This is a genomic window from Streptococcus sp. 1621, from assembly GCF_013276615.1.
Classification (GTDB): domain Bacteria; phylum Bacillota; class Bacilli; order Lactobacillales; family Streptococcaceae; genus Streptococcus.
Map to the genome: position 1 here is coordinate 1 of NZ_VMLJ01000008.1, position 17,821 is coordinate 17,821.

14 protein-coding genes and 1 pseudogene are annotated in these 17,821 nt (G+C 41.6%); 10 read left to right on the forward strand and 5 right to left on the reverse strand.

The features are described 5' to 3' along the window. On the forward strand, nt 1-800 hold an 800-nt coding region (locus HT697_RS01650; protein ID WP_188111596.1), incomplete at its 5' end, for a hypothetical protein. A gap of 251 nt (nt 801-1,051) precedes the next feature. Here HT697_RS01650 and HT697_RS10495 read toward each other — a convergent pair. The 5 genes and pseudogenes from HT697_RS10495 to HT697_RS01685 all read right to left on the reverse strand — a co-directional run bounded on the left by HT697_RS10495 (nt 1,052) and on the right by HT697_RS01685 (nt 5,471). Continuing rightward, a pseudogene (locus tag HT697_RS10495) lies at nt 1,052-2,528 on the reverse strand (IS66 family transposase). Then, entirely contained in the window at nt 2,503-2,709 is a 207-nt protein-coding gene (locus tag HT697_RS01670) for a transposase (protein ID WP_101514840.1), read from the reverse strand. The pseudogene HT697_RS10495 and the gene HT697_RS01670 overlap by 26 nt, the downstream one beginning before the upstream one ends. Next, the gene (tnpB, locus tag HT697_RS01675) at nt 2,709-3,113 is read right to left on the reverse strand and encodes an IS66 family insertion sequence element accessory protein TnpB (protein ID WP_240147151.1); all 405 of its coding nucleotides are present in this window, start codon (nt 3,111-3,113) and stop codon (nt 2,709-2,711) included. Before tnpB ends, HT697_RS01670 begins: the two co-directional genes overlap by 1 nt. Beyond that, complete coding sequence (locus HT697_RS01680; protein ID WP_173218616.1) at nt 3,094-3,279, reverse strand: hypothetical protein; 186 nt, start codon at nt 3,277-3,279, stop codon at nt 3,094-3,096. The genes tnpB and HT697_RS01680 overlap by 20 nt, the downstream gene beginning before the upstream one ends. A 95-nt stretch (nt 3,280-3,374) precedes the next feature. Then, complete coding sequence (locus tag HT697_RS01685) at nt 3,375-5,471, reverse strand: GH92 family glycosyl hydrolase (RefSeq protein WP_173218606.1); 2,097 nt, start codon at nt 5,469-5,471, stop codon at nt 3,375-3,377. Nucleotides 5,472-5,641: 170 nt separating this feature from the next. Here HT697_RS01685 and HT697_RS01690 point away from each other — a divergent pair, with 170 nt between their 5' ends. From HT697_RS01690 to HT697_RS01730, 9 genes are all read left to right on the forward strand, one after another. After that, nucleotides 5,642-6,922: a glycoside hydrolase family 125 protein gene (locus tag HT697_RS01690; RefSeq protein WP_173261866.1), complete on the forward strand. Its 1,281-nt coding sequence runs from the start codon at nt 5,642-5,644 to the stop codon at nt 6,920-6,922. A 90-nt stretch (nt 6,923-7,012) separates the two neighbouring features. Next, on the forward strand, nt 7,013-9,658 hold the full coding sequence (locus HT697_RS01695) for an alpha-mannosidase (protein ID WP_173261870.1): 2,646 nt from the start codon (nt 7,013-7,015) through the stop codon (nt 9,656-9,658). Between the two features lie 83 nt (nt 9,659-9,741). Next, entirely contained in the window at nt 9,742-10,611 is an 870-nt protein-coding gene (locus HT697_RS01700) for an ROK family protein (protein ID WP_173261873.1), read from the forward strand. Continuing rightward, nucleotides 10,605-12,485, forward strand: a complete 1,881-nt coding sequence (locus HT697_RS01705) for a beta-N-acetylhexosaminidase (RefSeq protein WP_173261877.1) — start codon at nt 10,605-10,607, stop codon at nt 12,483-12,485. Before HT697_RS01700 ends, HT697_RS01705 begins: the two co-directional genes overlap by 7 nt. A 670-nt stretch (nt 12,486-13,155) precedes the next feature. Beyond that, nucleotides 13,156-13,671: a hypothetical protein gene (locus HT697_RS01710; protein ID WP_050242789.1), complete on the forward strand. Its 516-nt coding sequence runs from the start codon at nt 13,156-13,158 to the stop codon at nt 13,669-13,671. A 341-nt stretch (nt 13,672-14,012) separates the two neighbouring features. Continuing rightward, nucleotides 14,013-14,600: a hypothetical protein gene (locus HT697_RS01715; RefSeq protein ID WP_173261880.1), complete on the forward strand. Its 588-nt coding sequence runs from the start codon at nt 14,013-14,015 to the stop codon at nt 14,598-14,600. Between the two features lie 14 nt (nt 14,601-14,614). Continuing rightward, nucleotides 14,615-14,959 (forward strand): hypothetical protein, encoded by a 345-nt coding sequence (locus HT697_RS01720; RefSeq protein WP_050252545.1) that lies wholly within the window; start codon nt 14,615-14,617, stop codon nt 14,957-14,959. After that, a complete protein-coding gene (locus tag HT697_RS01725; protein ID WP_054388361.1) occupies nt 14,959-15,393 on the forward strand; it encodes a protein-export chaperone SecB in 435 nt (144 codons plus the stop codon). Before HT697_RS01720 ends, HT697_RS01725 begins: the two co-directional genes overlap by 1 nt. A 597-nt stretch (nt 15,394-15,990) precedes the next feature. Further along, on the forward strand, nt 15,991-17,821 hold a 1,831-nt coding region (locus HT697_RS01730; RefSeq protein WP_173261883.1), incomplete at its 3' end, for a YSIRK-type signal peptide-containing protein.

Consider the following 17,821-nt stretch of genomic DNA (forward strand, 5'->3'; position numbering starts at 1 on the left):
CAGCAGCAACAGCGCAAGCAAAACAAGGATTAGAGGCACCAGTATCAACAGACGGAATGACACCAGATAATAGTGGTAACACTCCAGTCCCTGGTGTGACGACAGACGATAGTAGCAACATCATTCCTGCTACTCCATCGTCTACTGTTGGACAGGCTCAAGCAAGTACTCCAGCTCAAGAAACACCAGTTTCTACAAACACTCCAAACAATTCAGGCAATACGGTGACTCCTAGCGAGACTCGTCCTGTTGACAAGTCTGAGCTTGCTCGATTGGTTGAAGAACTGGAAACTCGTTTGAAAGACTTGGATGGTATAGATAGTACAACGCTTGAGTCAGCTAAAGCTCTTCTTACAGAGATTAAACAAGCTCTTAATGACGAAAGTTTGACAGGGTTCGATTTGCGTGATATTGTTAGAAGAATGAGAGAGGTAATAGACTCCTTGAAAGGTGTGAAAGAAGACCAGCAAAATCAAGAAAAAGATCAGATGAAATACGATAGTCAGACAACTACTGAATTTTCATATGTAGTAATGCTTGGCAGTCTAATTGCCCTCCTTGGTCTCCTTCTCTTCCTCATCGCTCGTCGTAAGAAAGAGTCAGAACTCAAGAAATTACTCAAGGAACTAAGCAAGCTTGAAGCAGAATTGGATTCTACAAGTGTAGATGCGAAAGTTCTCGACCAAGCACGAGAAGCACTCGCTCAAGCAGTTGCCTTCCTAGCCAATGAGAAAGAGTCTGACCACACAGAAGATGAGTTGATTGAGAAACTCAAAGCTATTCTTGCTCAGCTAAGATAAGCAAAGTTTAGACGAGTCGTAAACTAGCTAGAATAGTGATTGAAAGAATGTTGGAAAAACTCAATTTGAGGTGAACATTCAGAAAATCTTTCTCTGATAAAACGCATAATATCAAGCTTTTTAAGGCAAGGTATTATGCGTTTTTATCATTTTGAAACTTTTTCTTCCGTAACGTAACCGCCCAATAACGAAGTCTATTGAAAAATCTCCAGACTAGAGAACTCACGGATAGTTCCTAATCTGGAGATTTCTTATTTGCACTTTTCTTGTACAACTTTAGTCCATGGTAAATAAGCCTCTAAAACCTCTTTGTTTACGAGAGTTTCCTCGTTTGGAAGACATTCTAGAAGATAGGATAGATATTTCTCACTATTTAGTTGATGACGTTTAGCTATTTCCAATAAGCTCATAATAATAGCTCTTGCTTTAGCTCCTTCAAAACTTTGAGAAAACAACCACCCTCGCTTTTTTAAACTGAGCTCAGGCTAAAAGAGTCCACTGGACTCTTTTACTCCGTCCCATAACCAATGATTTAATGGCGCGTTCAGCTAGATTATTGGAAAGGACCAGATGTCCGTCTTTCAAAATGGCCTTAAAGGTTTCTTCATACTTGAGACTGTATTCAATTGCCCTTCCTAGTTTTGAACCAGGTAAAACTGACTGACGCCGACACCAAGCAAAGAAGTCTTCCATTAGGGGTTGGAGCTCTTCTTGACGTTTCTGTAGTCGTTCATCAGCTGGCAAAACCTCCCAGTCTCTTTCCAAGGCAAATAACTGGTCACAATAAGCTAAACCTTTAGCTCCTAAGGATGACTTATCTGCTTGCTTGGGGGTGGATTCAAAAAACTTCCTTCTCACATGCGCCCAACATCCAACAAGTTCAGCTTCTTCCAGTTGACGATAAGCTTCTAGCGGTTCGCAGTTTACCAAGCTTAGCGTCGCCTTGCTCCTAAACCTTGGACTGCTATCCCATAGGCAGAACTAGAGGACTAAAGTCCTAAGTTACTGCCGTAACATGTCACAATGCACATATCCAGAATAATCTCCTAGGAATTCTTGTACTACTGAACCACTTCGACGCTGATCATGGTGGTACAGCGTGATTCCTTGCTTCTCAGCTTTCCCAGACAAAAAAGTCCAATAGTAGGTCAGATGGCTATCACTCTCTAGCACCCTATAAGAAGTTTCATCCGCATGAAGTAAGGGCTGAGTCAATAGTCTCTCTCGCAAGAGGTTATAGAGGGGCTCCAAATAGTATTGACTCGCCTTGATATGCCAATTAGAGATTTCCTTACGTGTGATTGGTAAACCCATCTTAGCCCAATCTTCTTCTTGGCGATAATTGGGGACCTTCAGATTAAACTTCTGATGGATGGTGTGAGCGATAATAGAAGCTGAGCCAAGGCTATGCGCCAAAGGGGCTTTAGGGATAGGAGCTTTCACAATTTTATCACTCGGATTTTTCTCACTGCATGCTTGGCACTTATAAGCGTGTTGGGTATGATCTATTCGTTTTAATTGCGCAGGAATAAAGACTAATTCTTGTCCTTGAAAACTCGCTCCAATCTCTTTTAGCTCTCCCTGACAGTCAGGGCAAATGCAGTCCTCTAAGCGATGATGAACTTCTTCTGAATCAAATTGGGCAAGAAGAGCTTGACGTTTCCCTTTAGCTTTCTTACGTTTATAGGTGATTTCTTCTCTTTCAACTGGGAACCTCTCCATCTTCATCAGATGAAGCTTCCTCCTCAAAAAGGCTGACTTGTCCAGATGGACAAACACTTTTCTCAGAGGATTTTCCATAGAGCTTTTGCGTTAGATAAGCCACTTGTTCACGCAGAAGGGTAAGTTCATTGGTGAGACTATCAATTGTAGCACTCTGTTGTTGAATGATTTTTAATAAGTCTTTCATCATCTTCCCTCTCTGTTTTCTAACTTTATTATACTAAAAAGAAAGTCCTCATTTAAATAGAAATCACGACTTTCTGATGAATTTATTTGGGGAGTGATAGAAAAGCCCTTCATAAGCCAATCTACTTGTTCAGGCGTGAGAGCTTTGACATCCTTTTCTGTACTTGGCCAAGTCAGTTTACCATTCTCAAAGCGTTTATAAAGTAGCCAAAATCTTTGACCATCCCAGTAAAGGGCTTTAAAGCGGTCTTTACGTCCACCACAAAAGAGAAAGACTTGATCTGAGAAAGGATCCAATTCAAAGTTGGTTTTAACGAGATAAGCCAGTGAATCAATGCCTTGTCTCATATCCGTTTTCCCACATACGAGATAGACCTGCCCTAGGCTAGATAGATGAATTGTCATAAAGCAACACCTTATCCAAAAGCCGTTCTACCATTTCGAGATTGAGAGATTGAAAAAAACTTAGTTCAAGCTTGCCAATACGAACTTTAAGCAGAATATCATTTCTCTTTTTAGAATAAAAAGGACGAGATTGTGGAATCTCTACAGGAACAATAGGCTGTGGTATTACAATATCCTCCAATAGTTTTACTTTACGAATAGTATACAGGAGGTCTTCCATGAATGATAGATACCTTGTTATGACGCGCTTACTTTTGTATTTCAGGAAGTGAACGGCTGACTTGGTAACCAGCTGAGGGTAAAGGTTAACTGCTCAACTTTTAGGAGATCTTGGTGTTGAATAGTTGATACTAGTTTTTTGTCCAGTCGGCATTCTTTGACAAAGTTGAAGTGGCTGTGGTTTTGCTCCGTATGAATATCTAGCCATTTATTTTCTTTAGCAAGGTAGATACGGAGATGGTCAAAGAGAGGGATTCCGAGATCATAGATTGATTTTCCTGGACAGGTCGGATAAAATCCGAGAGCTGACCAGATGTACCAAGCAGAGAGACTACCATTGTCTTCATCGCCAGGATAGGCTTGCCAGCTTGGATGAAAGGCTTTCTGACGGAGTGTCTTGATAAGAAGGGCAGTATAGTCAGGGTAGTTACTGTAGCGGAAGAGATAAGGAATGTGGAAGCTAGGCTGGTTGGAAATAGCTATTTGTCCAAAAGGAGCAGTAGCCATTTCGCTCATTTCGTGAATCTCGTAACCATAGCCTGTTGTCTCAAAGAGGGGAGCATCTTGACAGGCTTTCAAAAGATAGTTGCTGAAGGCTTCTTTTCCACCCATAAGTTGGATTAAGTCTGGGATGTCGTGGAGGACGCCTAAAGTCGCTTGAATGGCAGAGCATTCGGCATAATCACGTCCCCAACTATAAGGAGAGAAGTCAGGGCGGAAGTTGCCTTGCTTGTCTCGCGCTCGCATGTAACCTGTCTCAGCATCAAATAGATGGCGGTAATTTTGTGAAGCAGTCCTATAGGTTTCCGCGATGTCATTCTGACCAAGTTTTTTGGCACAGCTGGCGATACAAAAGTCACTATAGGCATAGTCTAGGGTATGACTGACACTTTCGTGGTTGTCGGTAGAGAGGTAGCCTAGTTCTTGGTATTGGGCTAGTCCGTGGCGACCATTGATGCCGAGAGGGTCGAACTTGCTGGCTGTTTCAAGCATGGCTTGAAGGAGTTCTTCTTCCAAGTTGGGAGCCATGTCCTTGCAGGCGCTATCTGCGATAATGCCGTCTAAAAGAGTACCCGGCATCATGCCACGTTCATCTGGAGCCAACCACTTTGGAAGGTAACCAGTATCGCGGTAGCTATTGAGAAATCCTTCTAAAAAGCGACGATAGTGTTCCGGTATGATAAGGGCAAAGAGGGGGAAGGTGGTGCGGAAGGTATCCCAGAAACCATTGTTGCTGAAGAGAACCCCGGGCTTGACAGTACCAGTAGCCAGATCCATGTGGATGGCTTGCCTTGACTCATCAACCTCATAAAAAGTCTGTGGGAAGAGGAAGAGTCTGTAGAGGCAGTGGTCAAAGAAGGTTCGGTCAGCCTCTCCTGTCTCTATAACGTCAAAACGATGGAGGAGATTTTCCCAGTCCGCTTGGGCATTTGTTTTACAGTTATCAAAATCGTCTGGAGGTAGATTAAGAACAGCTTGAGAGTGAGAGATGAAAGAAGTGGCTAGCTGAATTTCAGCATGACTACTTGCTAAGTCAATTCGCCAGTCCCCACCTTCTTGGCTGATAGCAAGAACATCCGTATTCATTTGCAGGGCAGTGAACATCGTTAGTGGATTTTTGTTGGTTTCAGTTTTTCCTTCTTGTCGTAGGGCAAGATTCCTCTTATCTACTTGCTCCACGGTCAGTTCATCTGCTGCGTGAAGATAGAGGGAGAGGGCTTTGCCTTGCTTTTGCTCCAAACGAATAGAAGCACCGTAGCAAGTCGGTGTGAGCTGGGTTTCAATCTGATAGCGCAGGGAGAAAATTTTCAGATAATGAGGTTGGAAAGAGGCCTTATCCATATCATAGGAAGACTGACGATGGAAGAGGCTGTCTCCACCTAGCTGGCCTGTGACAGGAGTCAGGAGGAGCCAAGAGTAGTCCCCAATCCAAGGACTGGGCTGGTGGGTTAGTCGAATCCCCTGAAAGATAGGCAGATGCGGATCGAAAAACCAAGAGCCCTCCTGGTCACTGGTCTGGGGTACAAAGTAATTCATCCCAAAAGGCACGCCTGTGTATGGCAGGGTATTTCCCCGAGAAAAGGCATGCTTGCTGGCAGTTCCAAATCGGGTATTGATGCTTTCAAGTAGTGGTTTCATAGTCTTTCCTTTAGCTGTTTTTCTACATTATATCAGAAAAAGATAGCCTTTAGAAAAGGAGTTTCAAAGATAACTATTTTGTAGAAAAATGACTATCATTTGTGTATGTATTTTCTGTCTCAAAAGCTATATACTGAAAATGAAACTTGTTTGAAAGAGGATACTGCACGATGATTTATTCAAAAGAAATTGTTAGAGAATGGCTAGGTGAAGTAGCAGAACGTGCTAAGGACCATCCAGAGTGGGTGGATGTTTTCGAGCGTTGCTACACCGACACCTTGGACAATACGGTTGAAATCCTAGAAGACGGTTCAACTTTTGTCTTGACTGGAGATATTCCTGCTATGTGGCTTCGGGATTCGACAGCTCAACTCAGACCCTACCTGCATGTGGCTAAAAGAGATGCCCTCCTGCGTCAGACCATTGCAGGTTTGGTCAAACGTCAGATGACCTTGGTACTCAAGGATCCTTATGCCAATTCCTTCAACATTGAGGAAAACTGGAAGGGGCACCATGAGACTGACCACACAGACCTTAATGGCTGGATTTGGGAACGCAAGTACGAGGTGGACTCGCTTTGCTATCCTTTGCAGCTGGCCTATCTCCTCTGGAAAGAAACTGGCGAGACTAGTCAGTTCGATGAGATTTTTGTCGCAGCGACTAAGGAAATTCTCCATCTTTGGACGGTGGAACAAGACCACAAGAACTCTCCTTATCATTTTGTCCGAGATACGGACCGCAAGGAAGACACCTTGGTAAATGATGGCTTTGGACCTGATTTTGCAGTGACAGGTATGACTTGGTCAGCCTTTCGTCCGAGCGATGACTGCTGTCAGTATAGTTACTTGATTCCGTCAAATATGTTTGCTGTAGTAGTCTTGGGTTATGTGCAAGAAATCTTTGTCGAACTAGACCTAGCTGATAGCCAGAGCATTATTGCTGATGCCAAGCGCCTCCAGTCTGAAATCCAAGAAGGAATCGAAAACTACGCTTACACCACCAACAGCAAGGGCGAAAAGATTTATGCCTTTGAAGTGGATGGTTTGGGAAATGCTAGCATCATGGATGATCCAAACGTACCAAGTCTGCTGGCTGCACCTTATCTGGGCTACTGCGATGTCAACGATGAGGTTTATCAAGCAACTCGTCGTACCATTCTGAGCCCTGAAAATCCCTACTTCTATCAAGGAGAATACGCTAGCGGTCTCGGAAGTTCTCATACCTTCTATCGCTATATCTGGCCAATCGCCCTTTCTATCCAAGGCTTGACAACAACAGACAAGGCAGAGAAGAAATTCTTGCTGGATCAGCTGGTTGCTTGCGATGGTGGTACAGGTGTTATGCATGAAAGCTTTCACGTAGATGACCCAACTCTCTACTCTCGTGAATGGTTCTCTTGGGCTAACATGATGTTCTGTGAGTTGGTCTTGGATTACTTGGATATCCGCTAAGGAGCGCGCTTTCGCGCAACCGATTCTTGTCAGAATCACACCTTTACATTTAAAACGTTAAAATTTAAATTTAGAATGAGGTTTTACTTCATGGAAAATGTTGTCGTACATATTATCTCACATAGTCACTGGGATCGTGAGTGGTACTTGCCTTTTGAAAGCCACCGTATGCAGTTGGTGGAATTGTTTGACAATCTCTTTGATCTCTTTGAAAATGACCCTGAGTTCAAGAGTTTCCACTTGGATGGACAAACTATTGTCCTTGACGACTACTTGCAAATTCGCCCTGAAAATCGTGACAAAGTTCAACGCTACATTGACGAAGGAAAATTGAAAATTGGTCCCTTTTACATTTTGCAGGATGATTATTTGATTTCAAGTGAAGCCAATGTCCGCAATACCTTGATTGGTCAAGCAGAATGTGCAAAATGGGGCAAGTCAACTCAGATTGGTTACTTCCCAGATACCTTTGGAAATATGGGACAAGCGCCTCAAATTCTTCAAAAATCAGGCATTCACGTGGCGGCCTTTGGTCGTGGTGTGAAGCCGATTGGATTTGACAACCAAGTCCTCGAAGATGAGCAGTTTACATCCCAGTTTTCAGAAATGTACTGGCAGGGTGCGGATGGTAGTCGTGTCCTCGGTATCCTCTTTGCCAACTGGTACAGTAATGGGAATGAAATTCCAGTTGATAAAGACGAGGCCTTGACCTTCTGGAAACAAAAACTGGCAGACGTGCGTGACTATGCTTCGACCAACCAATGGTTGATGATGAATGGCTGTGACCACCAGCCTGTTCAGAAAAATCTGAGCGAAGCCATTCGTGTAGCAAATGAACTCTTCCCAGATGTAACCTTTGTTCATAGTTCTTTTGATGAATATGTCCAAGCCGTGGAAAGTGCCCTACCAGAGCAGTTATCAACGGTTACAGGTGAGTTGACCAGTCAGGAAACAGACGGCTGGTACACACTTGCCAACACTTCTTCATCTCGTATTTATCTCAAACAAGCCTTCCAAGAAAATAGCAACCTCCTAGAGCAAGTAGTGGAGCCACTAACTATTATCACTGGGGGTCATAACCACAAGGACCAGTTGACCTATGCTTGGAAAACTCTTTTGCAAAATGCGCCGCATGATAGTATCTGTGGCTGTAGCGTGGACGAAGTTCACCGTGAGATGGAAACTCGTTTTGCCAAGGTTAACCAAGTCGGAACCTTTGTTAAGAGCAATCTTCTTAACGAATGGAAGGGTAAAATCGCTACGTCTAAGGTTCAAAGTGATTATCTCTTTACTGTCATTAACACAGGTTTGCATGATAAGGTTGATACTGTCAGCACAGTGATTGATGTTGCGACTTGTGATTTCAAGGAATTGCATCCAACAGAAGGCTATAAGAAGATGGCAGCTCTTACCTTGCCAAGCTACCGTGTGGAGGACTTGGATGGGCGTCCTGTAGAGGCTAAAATCGAAGATCTCGGAGCTAATTTTGAGTACGATTTACCAAAAGATAAGTTTCGCCAAGCTCGTATCGCTCGACAAGTGCGCGTAACCATTCCAGTTCACCTAGCGCCACTTTCTTGGACAACTTTCCAATTGCTGGAAGGAGAACAAGAACACCGCGAAGGCATTTACCAAAACGGAGTGATTGATACGCCATTTGTAACGGTGAGTGTAGATGACAATATCACAGTCTATGACAAGACAACTCACGAAGCCTATGAAGATTTTATCCGCTTCGAAGACCGTGGTGACATCGGAAACGAGTATATCTATTTCCAACCAAAAGGAACAGAGCCAATCTATGCAGAGCTTAAGGGATATGAGGTCTTGGAAAACACGGCTCGCTACGCTAAGATTTTGCTCAAACATGAATTGACCGTGCCTGTCAGTGCAGATGAAAAGCTAGAAGAAGAGCAAAAAGGCATCATCGAGTTTATGAAGCGTGAGGCGGGACGTTCAGAAGAGTTGACAAGCATTCCTCTGGAAACTGAGTTGACTGTCTTCGTTGATAATCCACAAATCCGTTGCAAGACTCGCTTTACTAACACTGCCAAAGATCACCGTATCCGTCTTTTGGTTAAGACTCACAACACGCGTCCAAGCAATGATTCTGAAAGCATCTATGAGGTGGTGACACGACCAAACAAACCAGCTGCTTCATGGGAAAATCCTGAAAATCCTCAACACCAACAAGCCTTTGTTAGTCTGTATGACGATGAAAAAGGTGTGACCGTATCCAACAAGGGATTGAATGAATACGAAATCCTTGGAGACGACACCATTGCAGTGACTATTTTGCGTGCATCAGGTGAGCTAGGTGACTGGGGCTACTTCCCAACACCAGAAGCACAATGCTTGCGTGAATTTGAAGTCGAGTTTGCGCTTGAGTGCCACCAAGCCCAAGAACGCTTCTCAGCTTATCGTCGAGCTAAAGCCTTGCAGACACCGTTTACCAGCCTTCAGCTTGCTAGACAAGAAGGAAGCGTGGCTGCGACTGGTAGCCTCTTGAGCCATTCTGTTCTTAGCATACCGCAAATCTGTCCAACAGCCTTTAAGGTAGCTGAAAATGAAGAAGGCTATGTACTTCGTTACTACAATATGTGTAGTGAAAATGTACGTGTACCGGAAAGTCAACATCTCTTCCTTGACCTACTTGAACAACCATATCCAGTTCATAGAGGCTTCATTTCACCACAAGAGATTCGTACAGAATTGATTAAAAAAGAAGAAATTTAATTTCAAAAAGTAAACATCAAAAGAAAGGAGGGGCGAAAAGGTAAGAATTAACTGCTGATTTGCCCCTTTTTATGGTAAAAAAAATGACCATTGCAACGATTGATATCGGAGGGACTGGGATTAAGTTTGCCAGTCTGACTCCTGATGGGAAAATACTAGATAAGACAAGCATTCCAACACCAGAAAGCTTGGAGGATTTATTAGCTTGGCTAGACCAGCGCTTGTCAGAGCAGGATTACAGTGGGATTGCTATGAGCGTTCCAGGTGCGGTCAATCAAGAGACAGGTGTGATTGATGGCTTCAGTGCGGTGCCTTATATCCACGGCTTTTCTTGGTATGAGGTGTTTAGCTCTTATCAGCTACCTATCCATTTAGAAAATGATGCAAACTGCGTGGGACTCAGTGAATTACTGGCTCAACCAGAACTTGAAAATGCAGCCTGTGTCGTGATTGGGACAGGGATTGGCGGAGCCATGATTATCAATGGTAGACTTCATCGAGGTCGCCACGGTCTGGGTGGAGAATTTGGCTACATGACCACCCTTGCCCCTGCTGAAAAGCTCAACAACTGGTCGCAACTAGCGTCAACTGGGAATATGGTGCGATACGTGATTGAAAAATCTGGTCAGACTAATTGGAACGGTCGCAAGATTTACCAAGAGGCCGAAGTAGGAAATGCCCTTTGCCAAGAAGCTATTGAGCGCATGAACCGTAATCTGGCGCAAGGCTTGCTCAATATCCAGTATCTCATCGATCCAGATGTCATCAGTCTGGGAGGCTCTATCAGTCAAAATCCAGATTTTATTCAAGGGATTAAAAAAGCTGTCGATGAATTTGTCGAAACCTACGAAGAATACACGGTCGCACCTGTCATCCAAGCCTGCACCTATCATGCAGATGCTAATCTCTACGGTGCCTTTGTCAACTGGTTACAGGAGGAAAACCAATGGTAAGATTTACAGGGCTTAGTCCCAAACAAACTCAGGCAATCGACTTGCTGACAAAGCATATTTCTTTACCAGATGTTGAGGTGTTAGTCACTCAGTCTGATCAAGCTTCTATCTCTATCAAGGGTGAGGATGGTCACTATCAATTGACCTACCGCAAACCTCACCAACTTTATCGTGCCTTGTCCTTGTTGGCAACAGCTCTAGTAGAAGGTGATAAAGTAGAGATTGAGGAACAAGCAGCTTACGAAGATTTAGCCTATATGGCTGACTGTTCGCGCAATGCGGTGCTGAATGTCGCTTCTGCCAAGCAGATGATTGAACTCTTAGCTCTCATGGGCTATTCAACCTTTGAACTTTACATGGAAGACACTTACCAGATTGAAGGGCAGCCTTACTTTGGCTATTTCCGTGGAGCCTACTCAGCTGAGGAGTTGCAGGAAATCGAAGCCTATGCCCAGCAGTTTGACATGACCTTTGTGCCTTGTATTCAGACCTTGGCCCACTTGTCAGCCTTTGTCAAATGGGGTGTCAAGGAAGTGCAAGAACTCCGTGATGTAGAGGACATTCTCCTCATTGGCGAAGAAAAGGTTTATGACCTGATTGATGGCATGTTTGCCACCCTGTCTAAGCTACAAACTCGCAAGGTCAATATCGGGATGGACGAAGCCCACTTGGTTGGTTTGGGACGTTACTTGATTCTGAACGGTGTTGTGGATCGTAGTCTCCTAATGTGTCAACACTTGGAGCGCGTGCTGGATATTGCTGACAAGTATGGTTTCCACTGCCAGATGTGGAGCGATATGTTCTTTAAACTTATGTCAGCAGATGGCCAGTACGACCGTGATGTGGAAATTCCAGAGGAAACGCGTGTCTACCTAGACCGTCTCAAAGACCGAGTGACCTTGGTTTACTGGGACTATTATCAGGATAGCGAGGAAAAATACAATCGCAATTTCCGCAACCACCACAAGATTAGCCATGATCTTGCCTTCGCAGGAGGTGCTTGGAAGTGGATTGGATTTACACCTCACAACCATTTTAGCCGTCTAGTGGCTATCGAGGCTAATAAAGCCTGCCGTGCCAATCAGATTAAAGAAGTCATCGTAACTGGTTGGGGAGACAATGGTGGTGAAACTGCCCAGTTTTCTATTCTCCCAAGCTTGCAAATCTGGGCAGAACTCAGCTATCGCAATGACCTAGACCGTTTGTCTGCACACTTCAAGACCAATACAGGTTTATCAGTTGAGGATTTCATGCAGATTGACCTTGCCAACCTCTTGCCAGACTTGCCAGGCAATCTCAGTGGCATCAATCCTAACCGCTATGTCTTTTATCAGGATGTCCTCTGTCCGATCCTTGACCGACACATGACACCTGAACAGGACAAACCACACTTTGCTCAGGCAGCTGAGACCCTTGCTAACATTAAAGAAAAAGCTGGCAACTATGCCTACCTCTTTGAAACTCAGGCCCAGTTGAATGCTATTTTAAGTAGCAAAGTAGATGTGGGAAGATGCATTCGTCAGGCTTACCAAACGGATGATAAAGAAAGTCTGCAAGAAATCGCAAGACAAGAATTACCAGAACTCAGAAGCCAAATTGAGCACTTCCATGCCCTCTTTAGCCACCAATGGCTGAAAGAAAACAAGGTCTTTGGTTTGGATACAGTTGACATCCGTATGGGCGGACTCTTGCAACGCATCAAGCGAGCAGAAAGCCGTATCGAGGCTTATCTGGCTGGTCAGCTTGACCGCATCGACGAGCTGGAAGTGGAAATCCTGCCATTTAACGACTTCTACGCAGACAAGGGCTTCGCAGCCACAACAGCCAACCAATGGCATACCATTGCGACAGCTTCAACGATTTATACAACTTAAAAACAAGAACACCTTGCCTGGCGCAGGGTGTTTCGCGTGAAACAGAAGAATTATCTAGTTTCAAATGCCACAGTTAGACAAACTTATGCTAGAATAGCAGAAAGGGAATGTTTCCTAAGAGCAATTCTATCGATTAGCAATTGGAGGTATTGTGGTACACTTAAAATTAGTAAAACAAGTGTTTTTTTGTGATGGTTTCAGATAAGAGAACTTTTTTAAGTTTGTTGAGGGTGTAGCTAATACGTATCAAGTCTGGTAGATTGAGAAAACTTGACAAAAAATTAGATAGTGCTAGAATAACATTAACGAAAGACATTTGAGGGCAGAAAGGTTCCTGCCACACCTTGCAAAAGGGTATCTGAGATGCTGGGTACACCGACCAGCCAAAGGGTCCGTTATTTCAAAGGAGGGGCTTAAATGCTCCTTTTTTATTTAAAAATTTCAAAATAGATTACACTCACCGCAGGCTTAGGCTTGCGTTTTTTTGTTTGACAAAATTAAAAAAATGTGTAAGAATAAGTAGAATTGAAAACAGGAAAACTCACCTCCTTTCGATTCGTCTAGCCTTTTCGTGAGGCAATGAGGGGGCGGAGAGACGCGCTCGTCAACAGAAGTATCTCATTGGAAATGTTGCTCACTTTTTAGTGAGCTTTTTATCTAGGGAATAGAAATGAAAAGCAAAAAGTTAAAATTAGGTCAAATTGATTTAAAAATGTGCAAGGATTACGACCTTATTCAAGCGATGGACTATGACTTTAAGACGAAGGAAGTAATGAATAAAGGAAGGGGATTTGCGGTAACTGTTGTCAAAATACAGGGGCTAACTTTCTTGATTCCATTTAGAAGTTACATTCCTAAAAAGTATCAATTGAAGTATAAGCTTAGAAATTCAGCAAAAGAAGGATATGTTGAAGGATTAGATATTGGTAAAACATTGATTTTAGAAGATAAAAGTTATTTACTAAATACCACTTTTCGCCTTCGGAAAGTCGAAGATTATTATAAAGTAATGGATAATGATAAAGCTATAATCAATAAGTTAGTGAAAGCTATTATAGACTATAACCGTGCTTTAGAAATGAACGATAGAAACAAACTTGAAGATCCTAAACGCTTTAAATTCTCAACATTCCAGAATTATTCTACTAGATTAAGAGTCATAACAGAAAAAGACTATTTAGAATAGATAATGTTTCCGCAGGCTTAGGCTTGTGTTTTTTTATAGTAGATTGAAATAAGATTTGAACAAATTGATTAGGAAAGTCAAATTAATTTCTAGCAATGTTTTAGTAGTCGAAGTGTACTGTTCTAGTTCCAATTCACTCTATTCTTCAAAAAAGCCCGATTTTATGGGGTTTTAATTCTGATAAAATCCGATAATTTCGGCATGATAAGGTGAGGTAGTTATTGTCTTAATGCTCAGTTACGTTCTGGAAATCGCTAGAATTTTTTCAAAAAAGCCCGTAATAGTTGAATTATCTAAGCTTTAACAGTATAATTAAGCTAGTAGCTTCATCAGGAGGTTCTATGCTACAATATAGTGGGTGGCACGGCACCACCAATAAAAGGAAAGAAAAGATTCTATCTGCTGGGTTTTCTTATGAGAAATATAAACCTGGTATTCATAAACAGAGACATCCGAACGATTTGGGTAATGGTATTTACTTTTTTCTACCTTTTAACAAAGATACTGGTAAAACGATTGCTTCTGCTTATGTCGCAAAGTATAAGTCATTTGAACTAAGCAAATCTGGGGTTAGGCCTGAGTTAATTCATGCTAAAATCACCCTAAAATCTATAGATAAGATTTTTATTTTAGATAACCCAAAAAACCAAAGGTTATTAGAGGAATATCGACAAGCGGCATCTATTCAAATTGAACGTGAGATTGCAGGTATTTCAGGTAGCGGAGCCAAAAATAGAGCTACTCTTCTTAACCAAAATCAAGGATTAATTATTGAACTGTTGCTTGATTTAGCGTCTCAGCATGGGAAGAATTATGAAGCAGTGCAGTCCAAAACATATACTGCTATTCCATCTTTACCAGTAATTGACGGAAAGAATGGAGAGGAAATTTGTATCCGTGATTTAAATTGTATTACAAACATTTTATAAATAAGGAGGCTTTTATGAGTTTATTGTCAAACTTTTTAGGAACTGAAGAATTTTCTTTGATGGATTCTCCAATGTTCCAAGAATTAGTTGAAAATATTAAGGCCAACAAAATTTATTCAGTAAACAATGAATTTGATTATGATTTGAATATATCAGGAAGTCTTAAAAAATATAAAGATGAAATCCATTTTACTCCTCAATTAAATAATCAAAAAGAGTTTGATGATTTGAATTCTGTAACTAAAGTAAATGCAATGCCTGAATATAATATAAAAAACAAGAAGTCATGTTTTTCATATTTACCAATAGATTCTGAAAACTTAATTACAACAAAAGAAAATAGTGAGGTGGCAGCTTAATGTCCTCTTTACAATTTAAAGATTATTTTTTAAATGAAGTATCATACCGAAGAAATCCTACTTTTGACCAAACAAATAGTACTATTAATTTACATCCTGAATTGTCTGCACAGATTTTAATAAGAAAATCTGAAAACCTTGCTTATGTTAACTTGATAACAAAGCAAGGAAATATAGATTCAGATGATTCTGCTTTTGAGCTTATTGTAGATATTGTTGGAGAATTTTCATTTATATATGATGAGACAGAATTTGATATTGATTTTGAAACTTTTCTTAAAGAGAATGGCTTAGCAATTCTTTGGTCCTATATTCGGCCTATCGTATCTGATATGATTACTCGGGGTAATGAGTTCCCCAACTTCATATTGCCTGTCGTTAACATTAAAAAAATGCTTGAAGACAAAGATTCTATCAAGTTAACATACGAATAAAAACAGTGTATGTATTTTTCAAAGCTCCAATGAAATGCTTTCACATTTAAAAGGTATTCGGAGAACTATAAATCAAAATTGTGATAAAAATAAATAGGATCAAAGAGTTTTGTATGATAGTAGTTTCAATTTAAACTCTACCTTCTTCGAGACTCAGCTATCAATGAAAATCACCAGAAGGGCAGTATTTTAAGGCTCTTCTGGTGGTTTTTGAATTGTTTGGTTAGTGTGAGATATGAATAATTTGGGGTTTAATATTCTTCGAAAATCTCTTCAAACCACGTCAGCTTCCATCTGCAACCTCAAAACAGTGTTTTGAGTAACCTGCGGCTAGCTTCTTAGTTTGCTCTTTGATTTTCATTGAGTATAAAAACAAGAACACCTTGCCTGGCGCAGGGTGTTTCGCGTGAAACAGAAGAATTGGATAAGATGCATCATATCAAGCTGAGTTCATAATGTTTGATTTATAAAATAAAAAAGAGTATAATGAGTTAAGCCAGTCTAAAATTTACATAAAAATTTTAGGGGGGGGGCTTTTTATTTGCCCTCCTTAATATATATCAACAGATAATTATCGCAAAAGGAGTAAGATTATATATGTTTTATAAAGGTAGCGAAGATAGAGAAAAACGCTTGCGGTTTTCGATTCGTAAGGTTAGTTTTGGTGCTGCTAGTGTTGCAGTAGCAGCCTTGTTCATGCTTCCAGGAAATGGGGCAGTGTCTGCCACAGAGCAAGGTGTAACCCCAACTAATGAGGAAACACAAGGCTCACCACTGAAAGACCCAGATGTCCAGAATGGAACCTACGGGGCGACTCCAGTAGTCAGTCAGTTGGATGGAAATTCTGGTAGCAGTGAGACTACTGCTCCGAAAGATCAAGAAGAAACAACTACTCCAACATCTACTGATGCAAGCGCATCATCAGTCGAATCACCTACTGTTTCAAAAGAGAAAGAAGAAACATCTACTACTGCCACTCCAGCGCCAGTAGTATCATCGACTGCTTCAGCAACAGAAGGAAAGTCAGCAGAGAAAAATACTGAGGTGCCATCTACAGAAGCAAATAGCGTAGAAAACAAAGACCAAACAAGAGCAACAGTTGAAGAGGAATCTACTAGACCAGTAGAAACAACCAAGCCCGCGGCAACAACAGAAAGCAAGAAATCAAAATCACGTAAAAAACGTGATATAAGTGCCACTCCAGATGCAGATGCTGCAAAGGATGATCCATCGGCACACCAGACTTACACAGCACCAAGCGCTGATGCGAGTGTAGAGGAGTTGGTTAAAGCCTTGAAGGACTTACCAGATAAGGTAGAAAATAATGAAAAAATCCAAAACATGAACGAAATTGGTGCTTCTACAGGCATTGCTGTCGGAGAGGTGAGGGAAATCCATGATTTTGCTGGATGGACAGCGGTTGATGCTAACGGTGAAGCAGGCAAGTTTGCGATTGCTAGAAAAACGGATGAGGGTGTTTTTCCAATAGAGACGATAAATGTCCTTGGAAGTAATGTTGTATGGACAATTGAACAATCTTTTGATAGAACTAATGACTATATGTTGTTTTTATCAAAAGTTAGAACAAAAGCAAATCGTGATGAAGAATCGGTTGATAATACACCCTATAAACCAAGTGGAGAAGGAGGTCCTAGGGGGAGTAAAGTAGCCAAAGGTACTAAAGGATTTAGAGGGATAGAGAAAGTTTTTAAAGCCTATTCTTCTAAGGACGGATCGAAAGTACAAGTAGCTTTTAAAACTGGATATACCGGAGATATTGATGGCACTAAGGCACGGTATAAGGTTGAAGTTTTCACTGATGAGGACGGCTTTAAAACTCCTATTTATTCAACTAGCTTTTCACCTCAAACTCCTGCCAAAGATTCAGATAAAACTGTTATTGCAGCTAACGATGGAACGACAAAGAATAGGACAATTAACATTGGAACTGGTACTAAGAAAGATGCTGAAACAATCCTATCTAAAGCAGGAAATAGACCTAATGGAACCGGTGGAAGTTTTACAAGTAGAGAGATTGATTTACCTACAGGTGTAACATCTTATAAGGTGAGAATTAGTTCTGAAAATGACTTGGAATTGGGAATGAGTTATCAATCTAGGTTTTTACAGTACGCTTTACCAGTTACGGGACTAAACTTTAATATTACTCAAGATACTAAACAAATAGCGAAGTCATTATTGCAACAGGCTTATGATAGACTGTTGGATCAACAAAATAGCGATGAGAATAGGAAAACACCAGAAACTATTCGAAGTTATCAAGAAAAATTAGACAAAATAAAAGGGTTGTTGGATTCGGGAGATTTAAAAAGCAGAGCAGATTATCTTGCAGCTTTAGAGGGTGCTATTGAGGCAAGAGATGACTTGAAAACTCAAGCACCAAGCGCTCCATCTCCAACTGTGAAGG